Here is a 16,802-nt window from a genome sequence, read left to right as displayed (position 1 = left end):
CGGGTGCACCCAGCCATGACAGCGGCTGAAAGTTGACGGTTAAATTGGCGGGAGAGTTCTGACAGCGACCACTACAACCGACCACGTCTGGTGACTTCATGAAAACCGTTCCACTTGCACCGTATGCAGATGACAGGGGCAACCGCATCGAATACACCGGGCCGGCGTCGGACTCGGTGAAGATCACGTTTCGGGGCGGCAACAACGTCGCACGAGTGCACCCGGACGCGAATGCGCGGAACCTTCGGATCGATTTCAACAGCAACAACGGCACTTTCGAGCTGGGCGCCAACCCCAAGAAGCGCACCTTCACCGGCGGCGTTCGCATCGGCGAGGACGCCGTGGTCCGGATCGGCGACGATGTCTCCTCGACGTCCGGGGTGATCGTCTCCGCGGTCGAGGGCGTCACCGTCGAGATCGGCGACGACACGATGTTCGCCAGTCACAACGAGGTACGCGCCGACGACGGTCACCCCATCTTCGACGTCCGCAGCGGCAAGCGGGTCAATCTCGCCGGCTCCATCCGAATCGGGGCACACACCTGGCTGGGATCGCGTGCCATCGTCCTCGCCGGCGTGGAGATCGGTGAGGGCACCGTCGTGGGTGCGAACAGCACCGTGACTCGCAGCGTGCCGAACAACGTCATCGCGGTCGGCTCCCCGGCGAAGGTGGTCCGCAAGGACATCGCCTGGGAACGACCCCACCTCGGCCTGACCAAGCCGTTCTACAAACCCGATGCGTCGACGGTGGAGAAGTCGAACTACTGGCGGCTCACCGAACCGGGCGACGGACCGTTGGGCACCGCGATCCCAGGCAGACCTGAGACGATGACTCCGGCGCCGCCGACGGTGCCGGCGAGCACGCGCTCGAAGCGCAGCCGGGCGCGCCGCCTCGCCGGGCGGGTGCGCAGGACGTTGACCGGCGGCCGGCGACGCCGACAGTGAGGACTGACCGCATGCCTGCACAGACGGCGACCCAGCTCTGCCCGCCCCTGGACACCCTCGACGACCTTCTGCTGCTCCGCAGCGGTGCCGTCCGCGTCGACCCGGAGCACCCGTGGCGGCTGGACCTGCCCGGGGCGCCGACCGGCGGCGCGCTCGAACTGGTGGACCCGGAGGGCGTCCCGCTGGCTCGCGTCGACAACCCGGCGGTGGACGGCGATGACCTCGTCCTCACTGACGAACCAGTCTGGCTGGCAGCGGTGTCCACCCGGCCGTTCGAGCAGCTCTACCTCGCTCCGGACGAGGTACGACGAGAGGCGCGCACCGACGGCTCGACCGCAGTGGTCGTCGAGCGTCCGCTGGAGGCGGCCGAGCTCGACCGCTTCGGTGACACCCCACTGGCACTGCTGGTGCCGGCCGCGCCGTCCGTCGAACCCAGCGCGGCAACGCTCGCGGTCATCCGCTCCGCGCTCGCGGTCAGCACGCAGCGCGCCGGCACCCGGGTGGTGGCCGTGCCGGTCAGTGCCGCCCGTGCAGCAGCGGAGCCGGCGCTGTTCGCGTCCGTCGTCGACGCCTACAGCGCGCAGGCGGCGGAGCGGTTGCCGTCCGTGGACGCCACGGCCGGCGAACCGTCGCCTGCCGGAGCGGTGCTGTTCTTCACCGGGCTGTCGGGCTCCGGCAAGTCCACCGTCGCGCGCGCGGTGCGCAATGCCGTTCTCGAACGCAGCGGGCGGCCCACCACGCTGCTGGACGGCGACGTCGTGCGCCGCAACCTGTCGGCCGGTCTCGGCTTCTCGGCCGCCGACCGGGAGACCAACATCCGGCGGATCGGCTGGGTGGCAGCCGAGATCGCGCACCACGGCGGTCTCGCGATCTGCAGTCCGATCGCGCCATACGACAGCACCCGGCAGGAGGTACGCCGGATGGTGACCGAACGCGGCGGCTCGCTGGTGCTCGTGCACATCTCGACTCCGGTCGAGGAGTGCGAGCGCCGGGACCGCAAGGGCCTGTATGCCAAGGCGCGGCGCGGCGAGATTCCGTTGTTCACCGGCATCAGCGCACCGTACGAACCGCCCGCGGACGCCGATCTCGTACTCGACACGACGCACTTGACCATCCCCGAGGCACGAGACGAGGTGCTCCGCCTGCTGGACCGGCGTGGCCTCTGACCGTCCTGGCCCGGTCGCTAGGATCGCCCGACATGACTGCCTCGATGTCGTCACGCTCGATCACCGTTGCCGCCGCCTGCGTGGTCCTCGCCGGCGTCACCGCGTGCTCGTCGCCGGCGCACCCGGCGACGTCATCCAGCAGCAGCCAGATCTCGGTCCCGACGACGGTCACCGCCGCCCCGACGCCGACGCCGAGCACCTCGGCCGCGGCCGGCAGCATCACCAGCGGTGACAAGTCGTTCTCCGTGGTCGCGCCGACCGGGTGGAAGAAGTTCGACGCCAAGCCGGCGACGTTGGCGATCAAGGCGCCCTCGCCGCAGGACAAGGTAGACACCAACTTCGACGTGGTCGTGCAGAGCCCGCAACCCGTGCCGGCGCTGGACGATGTCGTGTCCCAGGCGGAGATCGCGTGGCGGCAACAGGGGGTGCGGGTCACGGACCGGCCGGAGCGCACCATCGGCGGCCTGCCGGCGAGCGGCTACACCTTCACCCGGACGGCTCAGGGCACGAAGTTCACCCAGACGCAGTTCTTCGTGGTCTACCGCGAGCACGTCTATTCGCTCACCATGACCAGTGCCGCCACCTCCGCGGCCTCGGCGGCCGCCGACCAGGCGCTCGGCGCGATCCTGTCCACCTGGGCCTGGCAGCGGAGCTGACGCCTGTCCTGCTCCGGCCCGGCCACGGTCGTGCTGCCGAACGGCCGGTCGCGTGCGACGATGGCGGACGTGAGTGAGAAGCAGCAGAAGTCGCAGTCCCGCAGCCAGCCGTCCCCGGAGGCGTTCCGCAAGTTCATCAGCTCCGGCTGGGCTCCGCGCAGTGACGAGCGGCCGGCTCGCGCGGAGGTCGCCGAGCACGCGGCGCGACGCCGTGCGGCCGTGTCGGACGCCTTCCCCGGGGAGCGGCTCGTCATACCCGCCGGTGGGTTGAAGGTCCGCAGCAACGACACCGACTATGTCTTCCGGCCGCACTCGGCGTTCGCCCACCTCACCGGGCTCGGCGCGGACCGTGAGCCGGACGCCGTGCTCGTGCTCGAGCCGAGGGAGGGCGGCGGGCACGACGCCGTGCTGTTCTTCCGGCCCCTGGCGGGTCGGGACACCGAGGAGTTCTTCGCCGACGCGCGGTATGGCGAGTTCTGGGTCGGGCGCCGGCCGACGCTCGAGGACGTCGAGGCGGAGCTGGGCGTCACCGCCCGGCACATCGACGAGTTCGCCGACGCCGTCGCCAAGGACGCCGGTGAGATCGGCGTCCGCGTGGTGCGGGACGCCGACCCCGACGTGACCGCGACTGTCGAGAAGGCCCGCACCAGCGAGACGGAGGCCGAAGGCGCTGTGGAGCAGCGCACCGAGGCAGACGAGGAGCTGGCCCGTTTCCTGTCCACGCTCCGGCTGGTCAAGGACGACTACGAGATCGAGCAGATGCGGCTGGCCGTCGCGGCCACTGCGGAAGGCTTCGAGGCCGTCATCGCCGAACTCGCGGAGGCCGTCCGGCGGGGTCGCGGCGAGCGCTGGGTCGAGGGTGTCTTCGGCCTGCACGCCCGGCACCGTGGCAACGGGGTGGGCTACGACTCCATCTGTGCGGCAGGCGATCACGCCAACACGCTGCACTGGATCAAGAACACCGGCGACGTGCACGAGGACGACCTGGTGCTGCTCGACGCCGGGGTCGAGGTCGACTCCCTCTACACCGCCGACATCACCCGCACCCTGCCGGTCGACGGCGACTACAGCGAGCAGCAGCGCAAGGTCTACGAAGCGGTGTATGCCGCCCAACAGGCCGGCATCGCCGCGGTCAAGCCGGGCAACAAGTTCTCCGACATCCACGCGGCCGCGATCCGGGTCATCGCCGAGCACCTGCACGAGTGGGGTCTGCTGCCGGACGGTGTCGACGTCGAGGCGACGCTCGACAAGGAGAAGGGCCAGTTCCACCGGCGCTGGATGGTCCACGGCACGAGCCACCACCTCGGCATCGACGTGCACGACTGTGCGCTGGCGCTGCGCGAGGACTACATGGACGCCGAGCTCAAGCCGGGCATGATCCTGACCGTAGAGCCTGGCCTCTACTTCAAGGCCGACGACGAGCTGGTCCCGCAGGAGCTGCGCGGCATCGGCGTGCGGATCGAGGACGACGTGCTGGTGACCGAGGAAGGCCACGAGGTGCTGTCCGCCGCCATCCCGAGCAAGCTCGAGGACGTCGAGGCGTGGATGGCGCGAGTGAGCTCCGGCGCCCAGCACTGAGTCGCCACGGACATGCGATCGGCGGGTGCCGACGCGCTCACGCTGCGTCGGCACCCGCCGTTCGTCCCCCGAATCTCCGGTCCCCGAACCGGAGGCGAGTCCCCCGATGTGCTGATACCGGTATGACGACGCAGCCGCCGGCTTTGTTGCGGCCGGCTGCCATCCGTGTCCGTTTCGTTACCTGGCCGCGGCCACTCGAGGGCTGACCCGCAGCGCCAGCAGGTAGAAGAGGATGCCGGCGACTCCCCCGACGATCCAGGAGACGTCCACGTGTCCGAGGGCACCGACCAGCGGCCCGGTGAAATAGGTCTGGTCGATGAACGGCAGCTGGACGAGTACGGCGAGCAGGTAGGCGACGAGCCCGGGCCAGATGAAACCCGGATAGCTGCGGTCCGGGGTGAAGAACGACTCCACGTCATACCGTCCGTGCCGGATGAAGTAGTAGTCGGTGAGGTTGATCGCGCTCCACGGGATGAAGACGTAGAGCAGCACGTTGAGGAAGTTCGACAGGTTGTCGACGAACTCGCGATAGCCGAGCAGCGCGCACAGTGTCCCGGCCGCCACGAGGAGCACCGACCCGAGGACCCGCAAGGCGATCGATCTGCGGACCGTCCGGAAGCAGCTGACGATGCTGACCACCGCGAGCATGCCGGTGTAGGCGTTCGCGACGTCGGACCCGATCAGGCTGAGCGCCATCACCAGCAGCATCCAGCGGCCGCCGACGTCGGCGATCGCGCCGATCGTCGAATCGGCGTGCGGCAGCAGGCTGGTCAGGTAGGCGCCGAGCACCGCGCAGCCGATCTGCGGGATCGCCGCGCCGGCGAACACCGCCCAGAAGGTCTTGGTGCGGGAGACCGTCTCGGGCAGGTACCGCGAATAGTCGGAGACGTATGGCGCCCAGCTGACCACGCTGATCACGAACATGCTGGTGCCGGCCATGAAGATGGCCAGGGACGGGAACCCGGTCGACGCGGCCATGCCGGTCGGCCCGCCGCGGAGGAGCGCGCGGACCCACAGGATCGCGAACGTCAGCGCGAGCACCACCGTCATCCAGCGCTGCCAGCGGTGCAGCCAGTCGTGGCCGAAGATCGTGATGATCAGGACCGGTATGGCGATGAGGGCGATCCAGGCCGGGATGCTGACCGAGCCGATCAGCAGGTGGAGCGCCTGCGCCTGGATCACCAGTTGGGCCGCCAGGAAGCCGAAGTCGAGCACGATCGAGGCGGCGAAGACCAGCACCGCGCCGTAGAAGCCGAACTGGGCGCGACTCTGGATCATCTGCGGCACGCCGAGCCGCGGACCCTGGATGGCGTGGAAACCGACCAGGAGCAGCCCCAGCACCACACCGACCACGATCGCCGTCGCCGCCCACAGCAACGGCAGCCCGATGACGACGAGGAGGCCGCCGAGCACCACCACGAAAATGTTGGCGTTCAACCCGAACCACATCGTGAACTGGTCGCGGACCCGTCCGTGTCGCTCGTCGACCGGGACCGGGTCGATCGACAGCAGTTCCGGACCCGCCGTCCCCGGTTCCGCCGGCCGGTCTGCCTCGGCAGCTCTCATGACGTCCTTCTCCGGCGAAGATCGAAGTGTTCACCACGACGATCGCCGGATCGCCGGTTCGCGGCCACCCTGCTGACCGCACCCCCAAGGTAGTGCTACCCGGTCTTCGGCTTCCTGGTGACCCGGAGCCGGTCGGTCAATACACGTAGACCTGCCGACCGTTGACCAGACAGCCGGACCGAATCAGCATGTCCTGCGCGGCGATCGACAGACGGCAGCACCCGTGCGACGCGTTGTACGGCGGAATGCTCGTCGAGCCGTGGACGGCGATGCCGCCGTTGAAGTAATAGGGCTTGTACATCGATCCGAGCGCCCCGGTCTGCCAGCCGTTGGCATGGCTGGAGACCCCGAACTTGCCGCTCGGCGTACGGCCGTCCCACCACTGCCCCCAGGCGTAGAACGGCGTGTTCGCGCCGGTGCTGGTGTTGAGCGTGAAGCGCACCGTCGAACCCCAGACGACGAGCAGCAGTTGCCGCGCCTTGTCGATCTCGACCCGGTAGCCGTAGCCGTACCGCGCCGGCCGACGGGTGTTGGAGGCGACTCTGCCCCACGTCATCGGTCCGACGACGCCGTCCCGCACCAGCCCCCATGCCTTCTGCAGCGCGAAGACGGCTTGCTGCGTCTGCGCTCCGAAGACACCGTCCACCGTGCCGCACCAGTAGCTCACGGCGTTGAGCCGCTGCTGCAGGTAGACCACGTCCGGACCGCGGCTGCCGTACTGCACGGTCGCACGAGTCGCCGCTTCTGCGGTGCCGGTGCCGGCGATCCCGAACGCACCGACAAGACCTGCTGCTGCCGTCGCACAAAGCATGTGCCGACGGCCCACCACTGTTTCCATGGCATCCCCCGATGTCCCTTCATCCCGCTCGCGAGAGCGGACCTTCTCCGGTCGAAGCGCCGTCGGCGGCCTGCTGCCGGGACCGGCTTGCCGGTATGACGCCTGACCAGTCGGTCCGGTTGTCCAGCTGTCCAGGAAATCTTCCTGGACAGGACTGGCTACAGTCGGGTCCGTGTCAGACGTGACGACCGCATTGGCCAAGTCGAAGGTCGCGTGGCTCCTCCTCGCGCCCGACAGCACCGTGCCCTGCTGGTATGCCGGGGTCGGGGAGACGGCATACATCGTCGGGGGTGACGGCGAGCAAACGATCCCGCCACTGCCGGAGAACCTGCGGATCATCCTGCGCGACAAGGAGACTCGCGCCGCGATCGGCCCAGTGCCGGCCCGGGCAACACGCGTCGAGCCGGGCTCGGAGGAGTGGGACACGGCGACGACGGCGCTGCTCGCGACCCGGCAGAACACACCGCCCGGCGATCGCCGGGCGTTCTGGGCCGAGCACGCGACCGTCTGGGCCGTCGACCTGTCTACCGGCCACGCCGAACCGGAGCAGCCGGAGGACAGCTCACCCCACTAACCTTTCGCAGGTGAGCAGCCGAGTTTTCGTCGCCCGGATCGCCGGACTCACCGTGCTGGACCCGCTCGGGGACCGGGTCGGTCGGGTGCGGGATGTCGTCCTGACCTTCGGCAGCTCGCAACCTCGGGCGATCGGTCTGGTGATCGAGGTGCCCGGCAAACGCCGCGTCTTCGTCCCGATGACACGGGTGACGAGCGTCGACGCCGGCGCGGTCATCACCACCGGGTTGGTCAACATGCGCCGCTTCGAGCAGCGCGCTGGCGAGACCCTCGTGTTGGCAGAACTTTTCGACCGCCGGGTGCAGGTGCGTCACGATGGCGAGGAATTCACCGGCCTCGTCGAAGACATCGCGATCGAGCAGGACCTGCGCCGCGAGTGGGTGCTGGTCAAGGTGTTCGTCCGGCAGGTCGACGGCATCTCGTCGGCGTCCAAGGCGATGTCGCGGCTCACCCGCCGGCGCAGCGGCAAGACGCTGCTCGTCGACGCCCGCGACGTCACCGGGCTGCACCAGCAGGCCGGCGCGCAGAGCGCCGAACGCCTGCTGGAGGAGTATGACGACCTCCGGGTGGCCGACCTCGCGGAGGTGATCCACGACCTCTCCCCCAAGCGTCGCGCCGAGGTCGCCGCGGCGATGGACGACAACAAGCTCGCCGACGTGCTCGAGGAGCTGCCCGAGGACGACCAGATCGAGATCATCGCCGGGCTGGACACCGAGCGCGCCGCGGACGTGCTGGAGGCGATGGAACCCGACGACGCGGCCGACCTGCTGTCCGACCTGCCGTCGGAGCAGGCCGAGCAGTTGCTGCAGCTGATGGAGCCGGACGACGCGGCTCCCCTGCGCCGGTTGCTGAGCTATGACGAGAACACCGCCGGCGGCCTGATGACGACCGAGCCGGTGGTCCTCGGGCCGGAAGCCACCATCGCGGAGGCGCTCGCGGTCGTCCGGCGCGAGGAGCTCGCGCCGGCCCTGGCGTCCGCGGTCTTCGTCAGCCGCCCGCCGTTGGAGACCCCGACCGGCCGGTTCATCGGGCTGGTGCACACCCAGAAACTGCTGCGCGAACCCCCGCAGACGGCGGTCGGCACGATCGTGGACAAGACGATCGAGCCGGTCGGCGTGGAAGCGCCCCTGGGCGAGGTGACGCGCCAGCTCGCGACATACAACCTGGTCAGCATGCCGGTGGTCGACGACGCCGGCCGGCTGCTCGGCGCGGTGACGGTCGATGACGTCCTCGACCACATCCTGCCCGACGACTGGCGCGAGGCGCGCCACGACGTACGCCCGTCCGACGCCCCCGCGACCGACGAGGATGTCGTCTGATGGCGGACCGCGACGAGGAGCGTCGCGAGGCGCGCTCCCGCCGCGAGTCCGCGCGACTGGATCAGCCGCGCGAGGCGGTGCGCCGATGGCTACCCCGCCCGCGGATGGACTCCGACACCTTCGGCCGGTTCGCCGAGGACTTCGCGCGCTTCATGGGCACCGCGCAGTTCCTGGTCTGGATGACGGTCTTCGTCATCGTCTGGATCACGATCAACCTGGTGGGGCTCTTCGGGCTGAAGTGGGACCCCTACCCCTTCATCCTGCTCAACCTGTTCTTCTCCACCCAGGCGTCGTATGCCGCACCGCTGATCCTGCTCGCCCAGAACCGCCAGGACGACCGAGACCGGGTCACTCTCGAGGCCGACCGCGCGCGCGACGAGCGCAATCTCGCCGACACCGAGTTCCTGACCCGCGAGGTGGCGTCGCTGCGACTCGCGATGCGCGAGACCGCGACCCGCGACTTCGTGCGTTCCGAACTCCGCTCGCTGCTGGAGGAGATGGAGGATCGCGGTTACCTGCGTTCTGTGGATCCCGAGGGGGACACCGACGAGGAGGCCGCACGGGCGTGAGCAGGGCGCTCGGTCCCGTCGAGTGATCCACGGGCGAACGCCGGGTGATCTGGGCCACGACCTACCATGGAGGCATGCCCACCCCCTCGCTGGACGCCATTCGCGCTGCACTGGCAACTGTGCAGGACCCGGAGATCCACCGCCCCATCACCGAGCTCAACATGGTCGAGTCGGTCGAGGTCGCCGACGACGGCAAGGTCACCGTGACCGTGCTGCTGACGATCGCGGGCTGCCCGATGAAGACGCGGCTGCAGACCGACGTCTCGGCGGCGGTCGGCAAGGTCGAGGGTGTCACCGCCGTCGAAGTACGGCTGGGGGTGATGTCCGACGAGCAGCGGACGGCGCTGCGCGACCAGTTGCGCGGCGGTCAGGCGGAGAAGGAGATCCCCTTCGCCAAGCCAGGTTCGCTCACCCGCGTCTACGCCGTCGCCTCCGGCAAGGGCGGCGTCGGCAAGTCCTCGGTGACCGTGAACCTCGCTGCCGTGCTTGCCGATTCGGGCTTGCGGGTCGGCGTGGTGGACGCCGACATCTACGGCTTCTCGGTGCCCCGCATGCTCGGGGTCACCAACCGCCCGACCCAGGTCGAGGACATGATCCTGCCTCCGGAGAGCCAGGGCGTGAAGGTCATCTCGATCGGCATGTTCGTGCCGGGCAACCAGCCGGTCGTATGGCGCGGCCCGATGCTGCACCGCGCGCTGCAGCAGTTCCTCGGCGACGTCTTCTGGGGTGACCTCGACGTGCTGCTGCTCGACCTGCCCCCGGGCACCGGCGACATCGCCATCTCGGTGGCCCAGCTAATCCCGAACGCCGAGATCCTCGTGGTGACCACCCCGCAGCAGGCGGCCGCCGAGGTCGCCGAGCGAGCCGGCGCGATCGCGCTGCAGACCAAGCAGCGAGTCGCGGGCGTCATCGAGAACATGTCCTGGATGGAGCTGCCCGACGGCACCCGCCAGGAGCTGTTCGGCAGCGGCGGCGGCCGGCAGGTCGCCGAGTCGCTGACCCGGTCGATCGGCGCACCGGTCGAACTGCTCGGGCAGATCCCGCTCGACATGTCACTCCGCGAAGGTGCCGACGACGGCACTCCCGTCGTGCAGGGTCACCCGGACTCCCCCGCGGCCGTCGCGCTGCGCGCCATCGCCAAGGGTCTGGCCACGCGCTCTCGCGGACTCGCCGGTCGCTCGCTGGGTCTCACCCCCGCCGGCCGCTGAGCGAACGTCGCCCGACGCCGTCGGAGTGCGGCGCCCCGCTGCTCGCACCTCGCGACGATCGCGACTTCCACGCGCCCCGCAAAATCCCGCAGACAACTCGCGACGGTCGCGACTTCCGCACGCCATACCGCGGGATCCCGCACACAACTCGCGACGGTCGCGACTTCCGTGCGCCATACCGGAAGGCCCCTGCACCCAACTCGCGATAGTCGCGACTTCCGCGCGCCCCGCGACGGTCGCGACTTCCGTGCGCCATACCGGAAGGCCCCTGCACCCAACTCGCGATAGTCGCGACTTCCGCGCGCCCCGCGACGGTCGCGACTTCCGCGCGCCATACCGGAAGACCCCTGCACCCAACTCGCGACAGTCGCGACTTCCGCGCGCCTCGCGACGGTCGCGACTTCCACGCGCCACACCGGAGAATCCCGCACACAACTCGCGACGGTCGCGACTTCTGCGCGCCTGCCTCAGGTCGCGTCGGCGTCGAAAGGGGTGGCGCGGTCGGGGTCGAACTTGTGCGGGTCGTATGACGGGGCGCCGGTCACCGGCGGCTCCGTGTCGGGGGCATCGTCGACCGGGTCCGGATCGGGGTCGAACAGCGCCTCACGGACGATCTTGCGCGGGTCGTACTGCCGCGGGTCGTAGGCGCGCCAGTTGATGTCCTCGAACTCCGGACCCATCTGGTCCTTCAGCTGCGACTTGGCGCCTTCGGCCATGTCGCGGGCCTGCCGGATGTAGCCGCGCAGCTTGCTGACGTATTCGGGCAGCCGGTCGGGACCGATGAGGGCAGCGGCGAGCGCGATGAGAATGAGGAACTCCCACCCGCTGATGCCAAACATGTCGCGTCCGAACCTTTCACGCTGAAGCCACGGCGGGACGATTGTCGCACCCGCACATGCTGAGTGCAGCGGCGGCGGCTGGGTGCGGCGAGCCGGTCCGCGGGCTCAGGGAGTGGGATGCGCCGCGACCTGCACGAACATCGGCACCGGCTGGCTGACCGACTCGCGTGACTCGGCGCGCTGCGTCACCTGCGGGCTGGAGACGTCGCGCACCAGCGCCGCTCCTCGGCCGGGCGCCTGCTGCCCGGTGCCGTCCGGGCTCTGCGCGACACCGGAGGCGGTGGACGCGACGAGCGCGACCCCGACACAGCCGGCGACGGCGAAGAGCGCGCACGCCATCGACTTGCGCGCCGACTGGTACTGCGGCGGAGCGCTGGAGGTGACGATCGCGGGAGCCGGACGGTCGACGGCCGGTGTCTTCCGCGACGCGGCGGCACCGACGGGCGCGCCCGGCTCGGAGCTCGCCAGCGACAGCAGGCCGGCCATCAGCTGTTCGTGGCCGCCGCAGTCGAAGCTCACCGAGCGCAGCTGCTCGATGATCGCGCGCTCCTGCTGCACGGCGTAGCGGCAGTGCTCGCACACCATCAAGTGGAGGTCGGCACGGTATTCGTCGTCCGCGCTGAGCATGCCGTCGACGTAGTCCGCGACCCGGTCGCCCAAATGCTCCTGCGCTCCACGCAGCTTCTCCCCCACCTGGCCGGGGCGCGGCGAGAACGGCATCACCGCGTCGCTCCGGCGGGCGTGAAGGTCGGCAGGCCGACGTGGGTGCGGGCTGCCGGGCGGTTCTCCGGGGCGCGGTGCGCCAGTGCCTCACGCAATTGAGCGCGGCCACGGTGGATGCGGGACCGAACCGTGCCCAGTTTGATGCCCAGCGTCGCAGCGATCTCCTCGTAGGACAGGCCCTCGATGTCACACAGCACGACGGCGGCGCGGAAATCGGGCGCCAGCGCGTCCAGTGCGCGCTGGATGTCGTCGTCGAAGTGCGCGTCGGCATACAACTGCTCGGGGCTGCCGTCCCGGCTGGGCAGCCGCGCGGCCGCGTCGTCGGCGAGCGCGTCGAAGCGGATGCGCTGCTTGCGGCGCATCTTGTCCAGGAAGACGTTGGTGGTGATCCGGTGCAGCCAGCCCTCGAAGGTGCCGGGCCGGTAGGAGTGGAGCGACCGGAAGACCCGCACGAACACGTCGTGCGTCAGGTCCTCGGCGTCGTGCACGTTGCCGGTGAGCCGGTAGGCGAGCCGGTAGACGCGGGCCGAGTGCTCGGTGACGATCTCCTCCCAGGTCGGCGGCTCCCAGCCCGGGGGCGCCACATCGGGCACCTCGGTCTTCACTGCACCCCGCAGCAGTTGGTCGGTCATCGCGTTCGCGCTTCCATCTCGTGTCGGTGGACCTCGTGCCGAGGCCATTGTGGAGCATGTCCTTATGCCGGCGCTGTGACGCGGCGCGGCGGTGACCCGCTCCCACCTCGACAACGAACGACACCCGCCGATCGTTACCCGCGAGTTGCACTCGATGGGTCTCGGTTCGGCAACGGACCCGCGGAAGCACTAGATTCGGTCTCATGTCATCACAGCGGGCGGCCAGCTGGGGGTATGCCGAGGAGTTCGTGCCCGAGCCGGAAGTCGTCGAGCAGGCCAGAGTGCGGGGCGAGCAACTCGGCTGCACGCCGATCGGCCCGGGCACTGGTCCCGCCCTGCGCCTCCTCACGGCGGCCAGCCGCGCCCGGTCCGTCGTCGAGGTCGGCACCGGAGCCGGTTCGTCCGGCCTGTGGCTGCTCGCCGGTATGCCGCCGGACGGGGTGCTCACCACCATCGACATCAAGGCGGAGCACCAGAGCGCCGCACGGCAGGCGTATGCCGCGGCCGGCATCCCGGCCGCGCGGACCCGCCTGATCACCGGTGACGCGCTGCAGGTGATGGGACGTCTCGCGGACGGCGGCTACGACCTGGTCTTCGTGGACGCGCACAAGCCGGACTACCCGGCATACATCGACGCCGCCCGCCGGCTGCTCCGGCGCGGGGGCCTGCTGCTCATCGACAACATGCTCTGGCACGACACGGTCGCCGATCCGGCGGTCCGTGACGAGACCACGGTGCTCTTGCGCGACCTCGGCAAGCAGCTGCGGGACGACCCGGAGTGGACCACGACCCTGCTGCCGGTCGGCGACGGCCTCCTCGCCGCCGTCAAGGCCTGACGGACGACGACACGAAGCGGCCGCCCACCGGAATCCGGTGGGCGGCCGCTTCGGCGTTCGGAGCCTAGGTCAGCCGATGCAGCCCTTGATGGCCGCGCCGAGGGCTTCCGCCTCCTCGGCGTTCATCTCGACCACCAGGCGGCCACCGCCCTCGAGCGGCATACGCAGCAGGATGCTGCGGCCTTCCTTGGTGACCTCGAGAGGGCCGTCTCCAGTCCTCGGCTTCATTGCCGCCATGGGCTTCCCCTTCCGTCCGCGCGGCTCAGATCTTCGGGCGCACCACTGCCACGCGGGTGATTCGGCGCCGGGGTCCCGGCAGGTGCGACCAACAGTCGATGACATTATTTCAGTCTTTGTCGCGCGGAGGGAAATCCTCACGCCGCCGGCGCCGCCGGCAGGAGCATCGCCCGCCCGGGCACCCGTCGCCGCGACTACCCTGCTGTTCGCCGGGTCCTACACACCACCGCCGCGCCGGCGGACCGCGCCCGAGCGACCGCCCGAGAAGGAGACCGCATGTCCGAGTCCGTCGCCACCGCGTCCGTCGTCACGGAGAGAGCCGGTGGGGTCGCCACCGTGCGGCTGAATCGCCCCGACGCGATGAACTCGCTCGATCTCGCGACCAAGGAAGCACTGCTGACCGCGCTGCAGGAGGTCGCGAACGACGAGGCGGTGCGCTGTGTGGTGCTGGCCGGCACCGGTCGGGCGTTCTGTGTCGGCCAGGACCTCAAGGAGCACGTGGGGCTGCTCGCCGAGGGCGCCGACGCGCTGTTCACCACCGTGCCGGAGCACTACAACCCGATCGTCACGCTGCTGTCGACCATGGACAAGCCGGTGATCGCCGCGGTGAACGGTGTCGCGGCAGGTGCGGGCGCGGCCTTCGCGTTCGCCGCGGACCTGCGCATCCTGTCCGCCGCCGCGGGTTTCAACCTCGCGTTCACCGGCATCGCCTTGTCGAGCGACTCGGGTTCGTCGTTCTGGTTGCCCCGACTGGTCGGTGTCGCCAAGGCCAAGGAGTTGCTCCTGCTGCCGCGCACCGTGCGGGCCGACGAGGCACTGGAGCTCGGGCTGGCCACGCAGGTCGTGCCGGCGGAGGGCTTCGAGCAGACGGTGGCGGAGCTGGCCGGTCGGCTGGCGCAGGGCCCGACGAAGGCGTATGGCGCGGTGCGGCGGGCGGTGGAGTTCTCCGCGACACACACGTTGGCGGAATCGCTGGCGCACGAGGCGGAGCTGATGAGCCTCACCGGCGGGACGGCGGACCACCGCGCCGCTGTCGACGCGTTCCTCGCCAAGGAGCAGCCGGTCTTCGAGGGACGCTGAGGACCCGGGGCTTCGGTAGCGGATCACCTCGAACGGAGCCGGCGTCCCCGCGAAGTATTCGCGGGAGCGAGGCGGGGTCCCCGCGGAGTATCGCGGGAGCGAGGCGGAGACACTTCGTGGGGTGGCGCGAAGCCGCAACCTCGTGACGGCGATCACGGCCGGCGGCGCCATACATGAAAGACTCTCGTCATGGCGGCACTGATCTGGTTCGCGGGCGGGGTGCTGCTGGCCGCCGCGGAGGCGCTCAGCGGTGACTTCGTGCTGCTGATGATCGGCGGCGGAGCGATCGCCGCCGGCCTCGCGATGTTCCTCGGGGCCCCACTGTGGCTGGCGACCATCGTCTTCGCCCTGGTGTCGGTCGGGCTGGTCTTCGGGCTGCGGCCGGTGCTCAAGAGACACCTGCTGAGCAGCCCCACGGTCCCGACCGGCATCGACGCGCTGCGCGGCCGGGAGGCGACCGTCATTCGCGCCTTCGGCAACGACGGTGGCCAGGTGCGGCTGGCCGGACAGGTCTGGACGGCCCGACCGGCCGACGAGAACGACACGTTCCGCACCGGCGAGAGCGTGATCGTCCAAGACATCGACGGCGCAACGGCCGTCGTGAGAAGGGGAGATGACTGATGGTTGTGCTGATAGTTGTCGCGGTGATCGTGATCCTGGTGATCGCGATCGTCGCGAAGTCCGTGGCACTGATCCCGCAGGCGGAGGCCGCGGTGATCGAACGACTCGGCCGCTACACCAAGACGGTGTCCGGGCAGCTGACGCTGCTGATGCCGTTCGTCGACCGGGTGCGTGCCCGGGTCGACCTGCGTGAGCGGGTCGTGTCCTTCCCGCCGCAGCCGGTGATCACCGAGGACAACCTGACGGTCAACATCGACACCGTCGTCTACTTCCAGGTGACCGACCCGCGATCGGCGGTCTACGAGATCAACGACTACATCGTCGGTGTCGAGCAGTTGGCGACCACCACCTTGCGCAACGTCGTCGGCGGTATGACGCTGGAGGAGACGCTCACCTCCCGCGAGATCATCAACGCCCAGCTGCGCGGCGTGCTGGACGAGGCGACCGGCCACTGGGGCCTGCGCGTCGCCCGTGTCGAGCTGAAGTCGATCTTCCCGCCCCCGTCGATCCAGGAGTCGATGGAGAAGCAGATGAAGGCCGACCGTGAGAAGCGGGCGACCATCCTGGCGGCCGAGGGTCACCGGGAAGCCGCGATCAAGTCCGCCGAGGGTGACAAGCAGAGCCAGATCCTCGCTGCCGAAGGCGCCAAGCAGGCGGCCATCCTCGCCGCCGAGGCCGACCGGAAGTCCCAGGTGCTGCGCGCCGAAGGTGAGCGGGCCGCCCGCTACCTGCATGCGCAAGGTGAGGCCAAGGCCATCGAGAAGACCTTCAACGCCATCCGCGCGAGCAAGCCGACCCCGGAGCTGCTCGCCTACCAATACCTGCGCACGCTGCCCGAGATGGCCAAGGGCGAGGCGAGCAAGGTGTGGGTCGTGCCCAGCGACTTCGGTTCGGCGCTGCAGGGCTTCGCCAAGTCGTTCGGCGTGCAGGGCGACGACGGGACCTTCCGCTACGAGATGCCGGCGACCGAGGAGCCGGCGCCGGTCGACGACGCCGAAGTCGCCGACTGGTTCAAGCTGGAGCGCGACCCCGACGTCGTCGAGGCCGTGGCCGCTGCCGAGGCAGTCGCCCGGCAGACGACCGAGGCGAACGAGTTGCCGTCCGGCCGGTCGCGGCCGAGCCTGCCCAAGGTTCCGGCCCCCAGCACGTCGGCTCCCGATCCGGAGCGCCAGCACGAGCCGCCGGCCCGCGCGGACGAGGCCACGCAGGCGCAGCCGCAGCTCACCAGTCCGCCGCCGCAGTACCCGCCGCAGGGCGTGCAGCTGCCGGGCCAGTCGCAGCACGCGCCGCAGCCGGCAGCACCGCCGCAGCAGGGCCCCGGGCAGCAGCCTTACGTGCCCGGTCAGCCGGGTCCGGGAAACCCGCCGCAGCACGATTGAGCGGCATAGCCACACCGTGAGCGGCGTACCGAATCGGC

At 69.9% G+C, this 16,802-nt stretch carries 18 protein-coding genes; 12 read left to right on the top strand and 6 right to left on the bottom strand.

Going from position 1 to position 16,802, the window contains the following annotated elements; all coding sequences use genetic code 11:
* Nucleotides 1-98 precede the first annotated feature (98 nt).
* The 4 genes from ACN8HC_RS13130 (at nt 99) to ACN8HC_RS13115 (ending at nt 4,344) form a co-directional block, all read left to right on the top strand.
* The gene (locus ACN8HC_RS13130) at nt 99-944 is read left to right on the top strand and encodes an acyltransferase (protein WP_490075281.1); all 846 of its coding nucleotides are present in this window, start codon (nt 99-101) and stop codon (nt 942-944) included.
* Between the two features lie 11 nt (nt 945-955).
* On the top strand, nt 956-2,110 hold the full coding sequence (gene cysC, locus ACN8HC_RS13125; protein WP_490075280.1) for an adenylyl-sulfate kinase: 1,155 nt from the start codon (nt 956-958) through the stop codon (nt 2,108-2,110).
* Nucleotides 2,111-2,142: 32 nt separating this feature from the next.
* A complete protein-coding gene (locus ACN8HC_RS13120) occupies nt 2,143-2,766 on the top strand; it encodes a hypothetical protein (RefSeq protein WP_490075279.1) in 624 nt (207 codons plus the stop codon).
* Nucleotides 2,767-2,835: 69 nt separating this feature from the next.
* Nucleotides 2,836-4,344: an aminopeptidase P family protein gene (locus tag ACN8HC_RS13115; RefSeq protein ID WP_490075278.1), complete on the top strand. Its 1,509-nt coding sequence runs from the start codon at nt 2,836-2,838 to the stop codon at nt 4,342-4,344.
* 177 nt (nt 4,345-4,521) lie between these two features.
* On the opposite strand, the gene ACN8HC_RS13110 is transcribed toward ACN8HC_RS13115, so the two are convergent.
* On the bottom strand, nt 4,522-5,910 hold the full coding sequence (locus ACN8HC_RS13110; RefSeq protein WP_490075277.1) for a purine-cytosine permease family protein: 1,389 nt from the start codon (nt 5,908-5,910) through the stop codon (nt 4,522-4,524).
* Between the two features lie 136 nt (nt 5,911-6,046).
* The gene (locus ACN8HC_RS13105; RefSeq protein WP_490075276.1) at nt 6,047-6,721 is read right to left on the bottom strand and encodes a L,D-transpeptidase family protein; all 675 of its coding nucleotides are present in this window, start codon (nt 6,719-6,721) and stop codon (nt 6,047-6,049) included.
* Nucleotides 6,722-6,920: 199 nt separating this feature from the next.
* Here ACN8HC_RS13105 and ACN8HC_RS13100 point away from each other — a divergent pair, with 199 nt between their 5' ends.
* The 4 genes from ACN8HC_RS13100 to ACN8HC_RS13085 all read left to right on the top strand — a co-directional run bounded on the left by ACN8HC_RS13100 (nt 6,921) and on the right by ACN8HC_RS13085 (nt 10,417).
* Nucleotides 6,921-7,322 carry a hypothetical protein gene (locus ACN8HC_RS13100; protein WP_490075275.1) on the top strand — a complete coding sequence of 134 codons (402 nt, stop codon included), beginning with the start codon at nt 6,921-6,923 and terminating at the stop codon, nt 7,320-7,322.
* 10 nt (nt 7,323-7,332) lie between these two features.
* Nucleotides 7,333-8,640, top strand: a complete 1,308-nt coding sequence (locus ACN8HC_RS13095; protein WP_490075274.1) for a magnesium transporter MgtE N-terminal domain-containing protein — start codon at nt 7,333-7,335, stop codon at nt 8,638-8,640.
* Nucleotides 8,640-9,209 carry a DUF1003 domain-containing protein gene (locus ACN8HC_RS13090; RefSeq protein ID WP_490075273.1) on the top strand — a complete coding sequence of 190 codons (570 nt, stop codon included), beginning with the start codon at nt 8,640-8,642 and terminating at the stop codon, nt 9,207-9,209. Before ACN8HC_RS13095 ends, ACN8HC_RS13090 begins: the two co-directional genes overlap by 1 nt.
* A 74-nt stretch (nt 9,210-9,283) precedes the next feature.
* A complete protein-coding gene (locus ACN8HC_RS13085) occupies nt 9,284-10,417 on the top strand; it encodes an Mrp/NBP35 family ATP-binding protein (RefSeq protein WP_490075272.1) in 1,134 nt (377 codons plus the stop codon).
* Nucleotides 10,418-10,884: 467 nt separating this feature from the next.
* Here the strand turns inward: ACN8HC_RS13085 and ACN8HC_RS13080 are convergent, their stop codons facing one another.
* The 3 genes from ACN8HC_RS13080 to sigE all read right to left on the bottom strand — a co-directional run bounded on the left by ACN8HC_RS13080 (nt 10,885) and on the right by sigE (nt 12,611).
* Nucleotides 10,885-11,256: a twin-arginine translocase TatA/TatE family subunit gene (locus tag ACN8HC_RS13080; protein ID WP_490075271.1), complete on the bottom strand. Its 372-nt coding sequence runs from the start codon at nt 11,254-11,256 to the stop codon at nt 10,885-10,887.
* A gap of 105 nt (nt 11,257-11,361) precedes the next feature.
* On the bottom strand, nt 11,362-11,976 hold the full coding sequence (locus tag ACN8HC_RS13075) for a zf-HC2 domain-containing protein (protein ID WP_490075270.1): 615 nt from the start codon (nt 11,974-11,976) through the stop codon (nt 11,362-11,364).
* Nucleotides 11,976-12,611, bottom strand: coding sequence for an RNA polymerase sigma factor SigE (gene sigE / locus ACN8HC_RS13070; protein ID WP_490075269.1), 636 nt, complete (start codon nt 12,609-12,611; stop codon nt 11,976-11,978). Before sigE ends, ACN8HC_RS13075 begins: the two co-directional genes overlap by 1 nt.
* Nucleotides 12,612-12,814: 203 nt before the next feature.
* On the opposite strand from sigE, the gene ACN8HC_RS13065 reads away from it, so the two are divergent.
* Nucleotides 12,815-13,447, top strand: a complete 633-nt coding sequence (locus ACN8HC_RS13065; RefSeq protein WP_490075268.1) for an O-methyltransferase — start codon at nt 12,815-12,817, stop codon at nt 13,445-13,447.
* A 69-nt stretch (nt 13,448-13,516) separates the two neighbouring features.
* Here the strand turns inward: ACN8HC_RS13065 and ACN8HC_RS13060 are convergent, their stop codons facing one another.
* Entirely contained in the window at nt 13,517-13,684 is a 168-nt protein-coding gene (locus ACN8HC_RS13060; RefSeq protein WP_183322895.1) for a DUF3117 domain-containing protein, read from the bottom strand.
* A 276-nt stretch (nt 13,685-13,960) separates the two neighbouring features.
* Between ACN8HC_RS13060 and ACN8HC_RS13055 the strand changes: the two genes are divergently transcribed.
* The 3 genes from ACN8HC_RS13055 to ACN8HC_RS13045 all read left to right on the top strand — a co-directional run bounded on the left by ACN8HC_RS13055 (nt 13,961) and on the right by ACN8HC_RS13045 (nt 16,764).
* A complete protein-coding gene (locus ACN8HC_RS13055; protein ID WP_490075267.1) occupies nt 13,961-14,764 on the top strand; it encodes an enoyl-CoA hydratase/isomerase family protein in 804 nt (267 codons plus the stop codon).
* A gap of 189 nt (nt 14,765-14,953) precedes the next feature.
* Nucleotides 14,954-15,385 carry an NfeD family protein gene (locus tag ACN8HC_RS13050; RefSeq protein ID WP_490075266.1) on the top strand — a complete coding sequence of 144 codons (432 nt, stop codon included), beginning with the start codon at nt 14,954-14,956 and terminating at the stop codon, nt 15,383-15,385.
* Nucleotides 15,385-16,764 carry an SPFH domain-containing protein gene (locus ACN8HC_RS13045; RefSeq protein WP_490075265.1) on the top strand — a complete coding sequence of 460 codons (1,380 nt, stop codon included), beginning with the start codon at nt 15,385-15,387 and terminating at the stop codon, nt 16,762-16,764. Before ACN8HC_RS13050 ends, ACN8HC_RS13045 begins: the two co-directional genes overlap by 1 nt.
* Nucleotides 16,765-16,802 lie beyond the last annotated feature (38 nt).

It is taken from the genome of Flexivirga sp. YIM B11880 (assembly GCF_058148645.1).
This window is presented reverse-complemented; position numbering and strand designations above follow the sequence as displayed.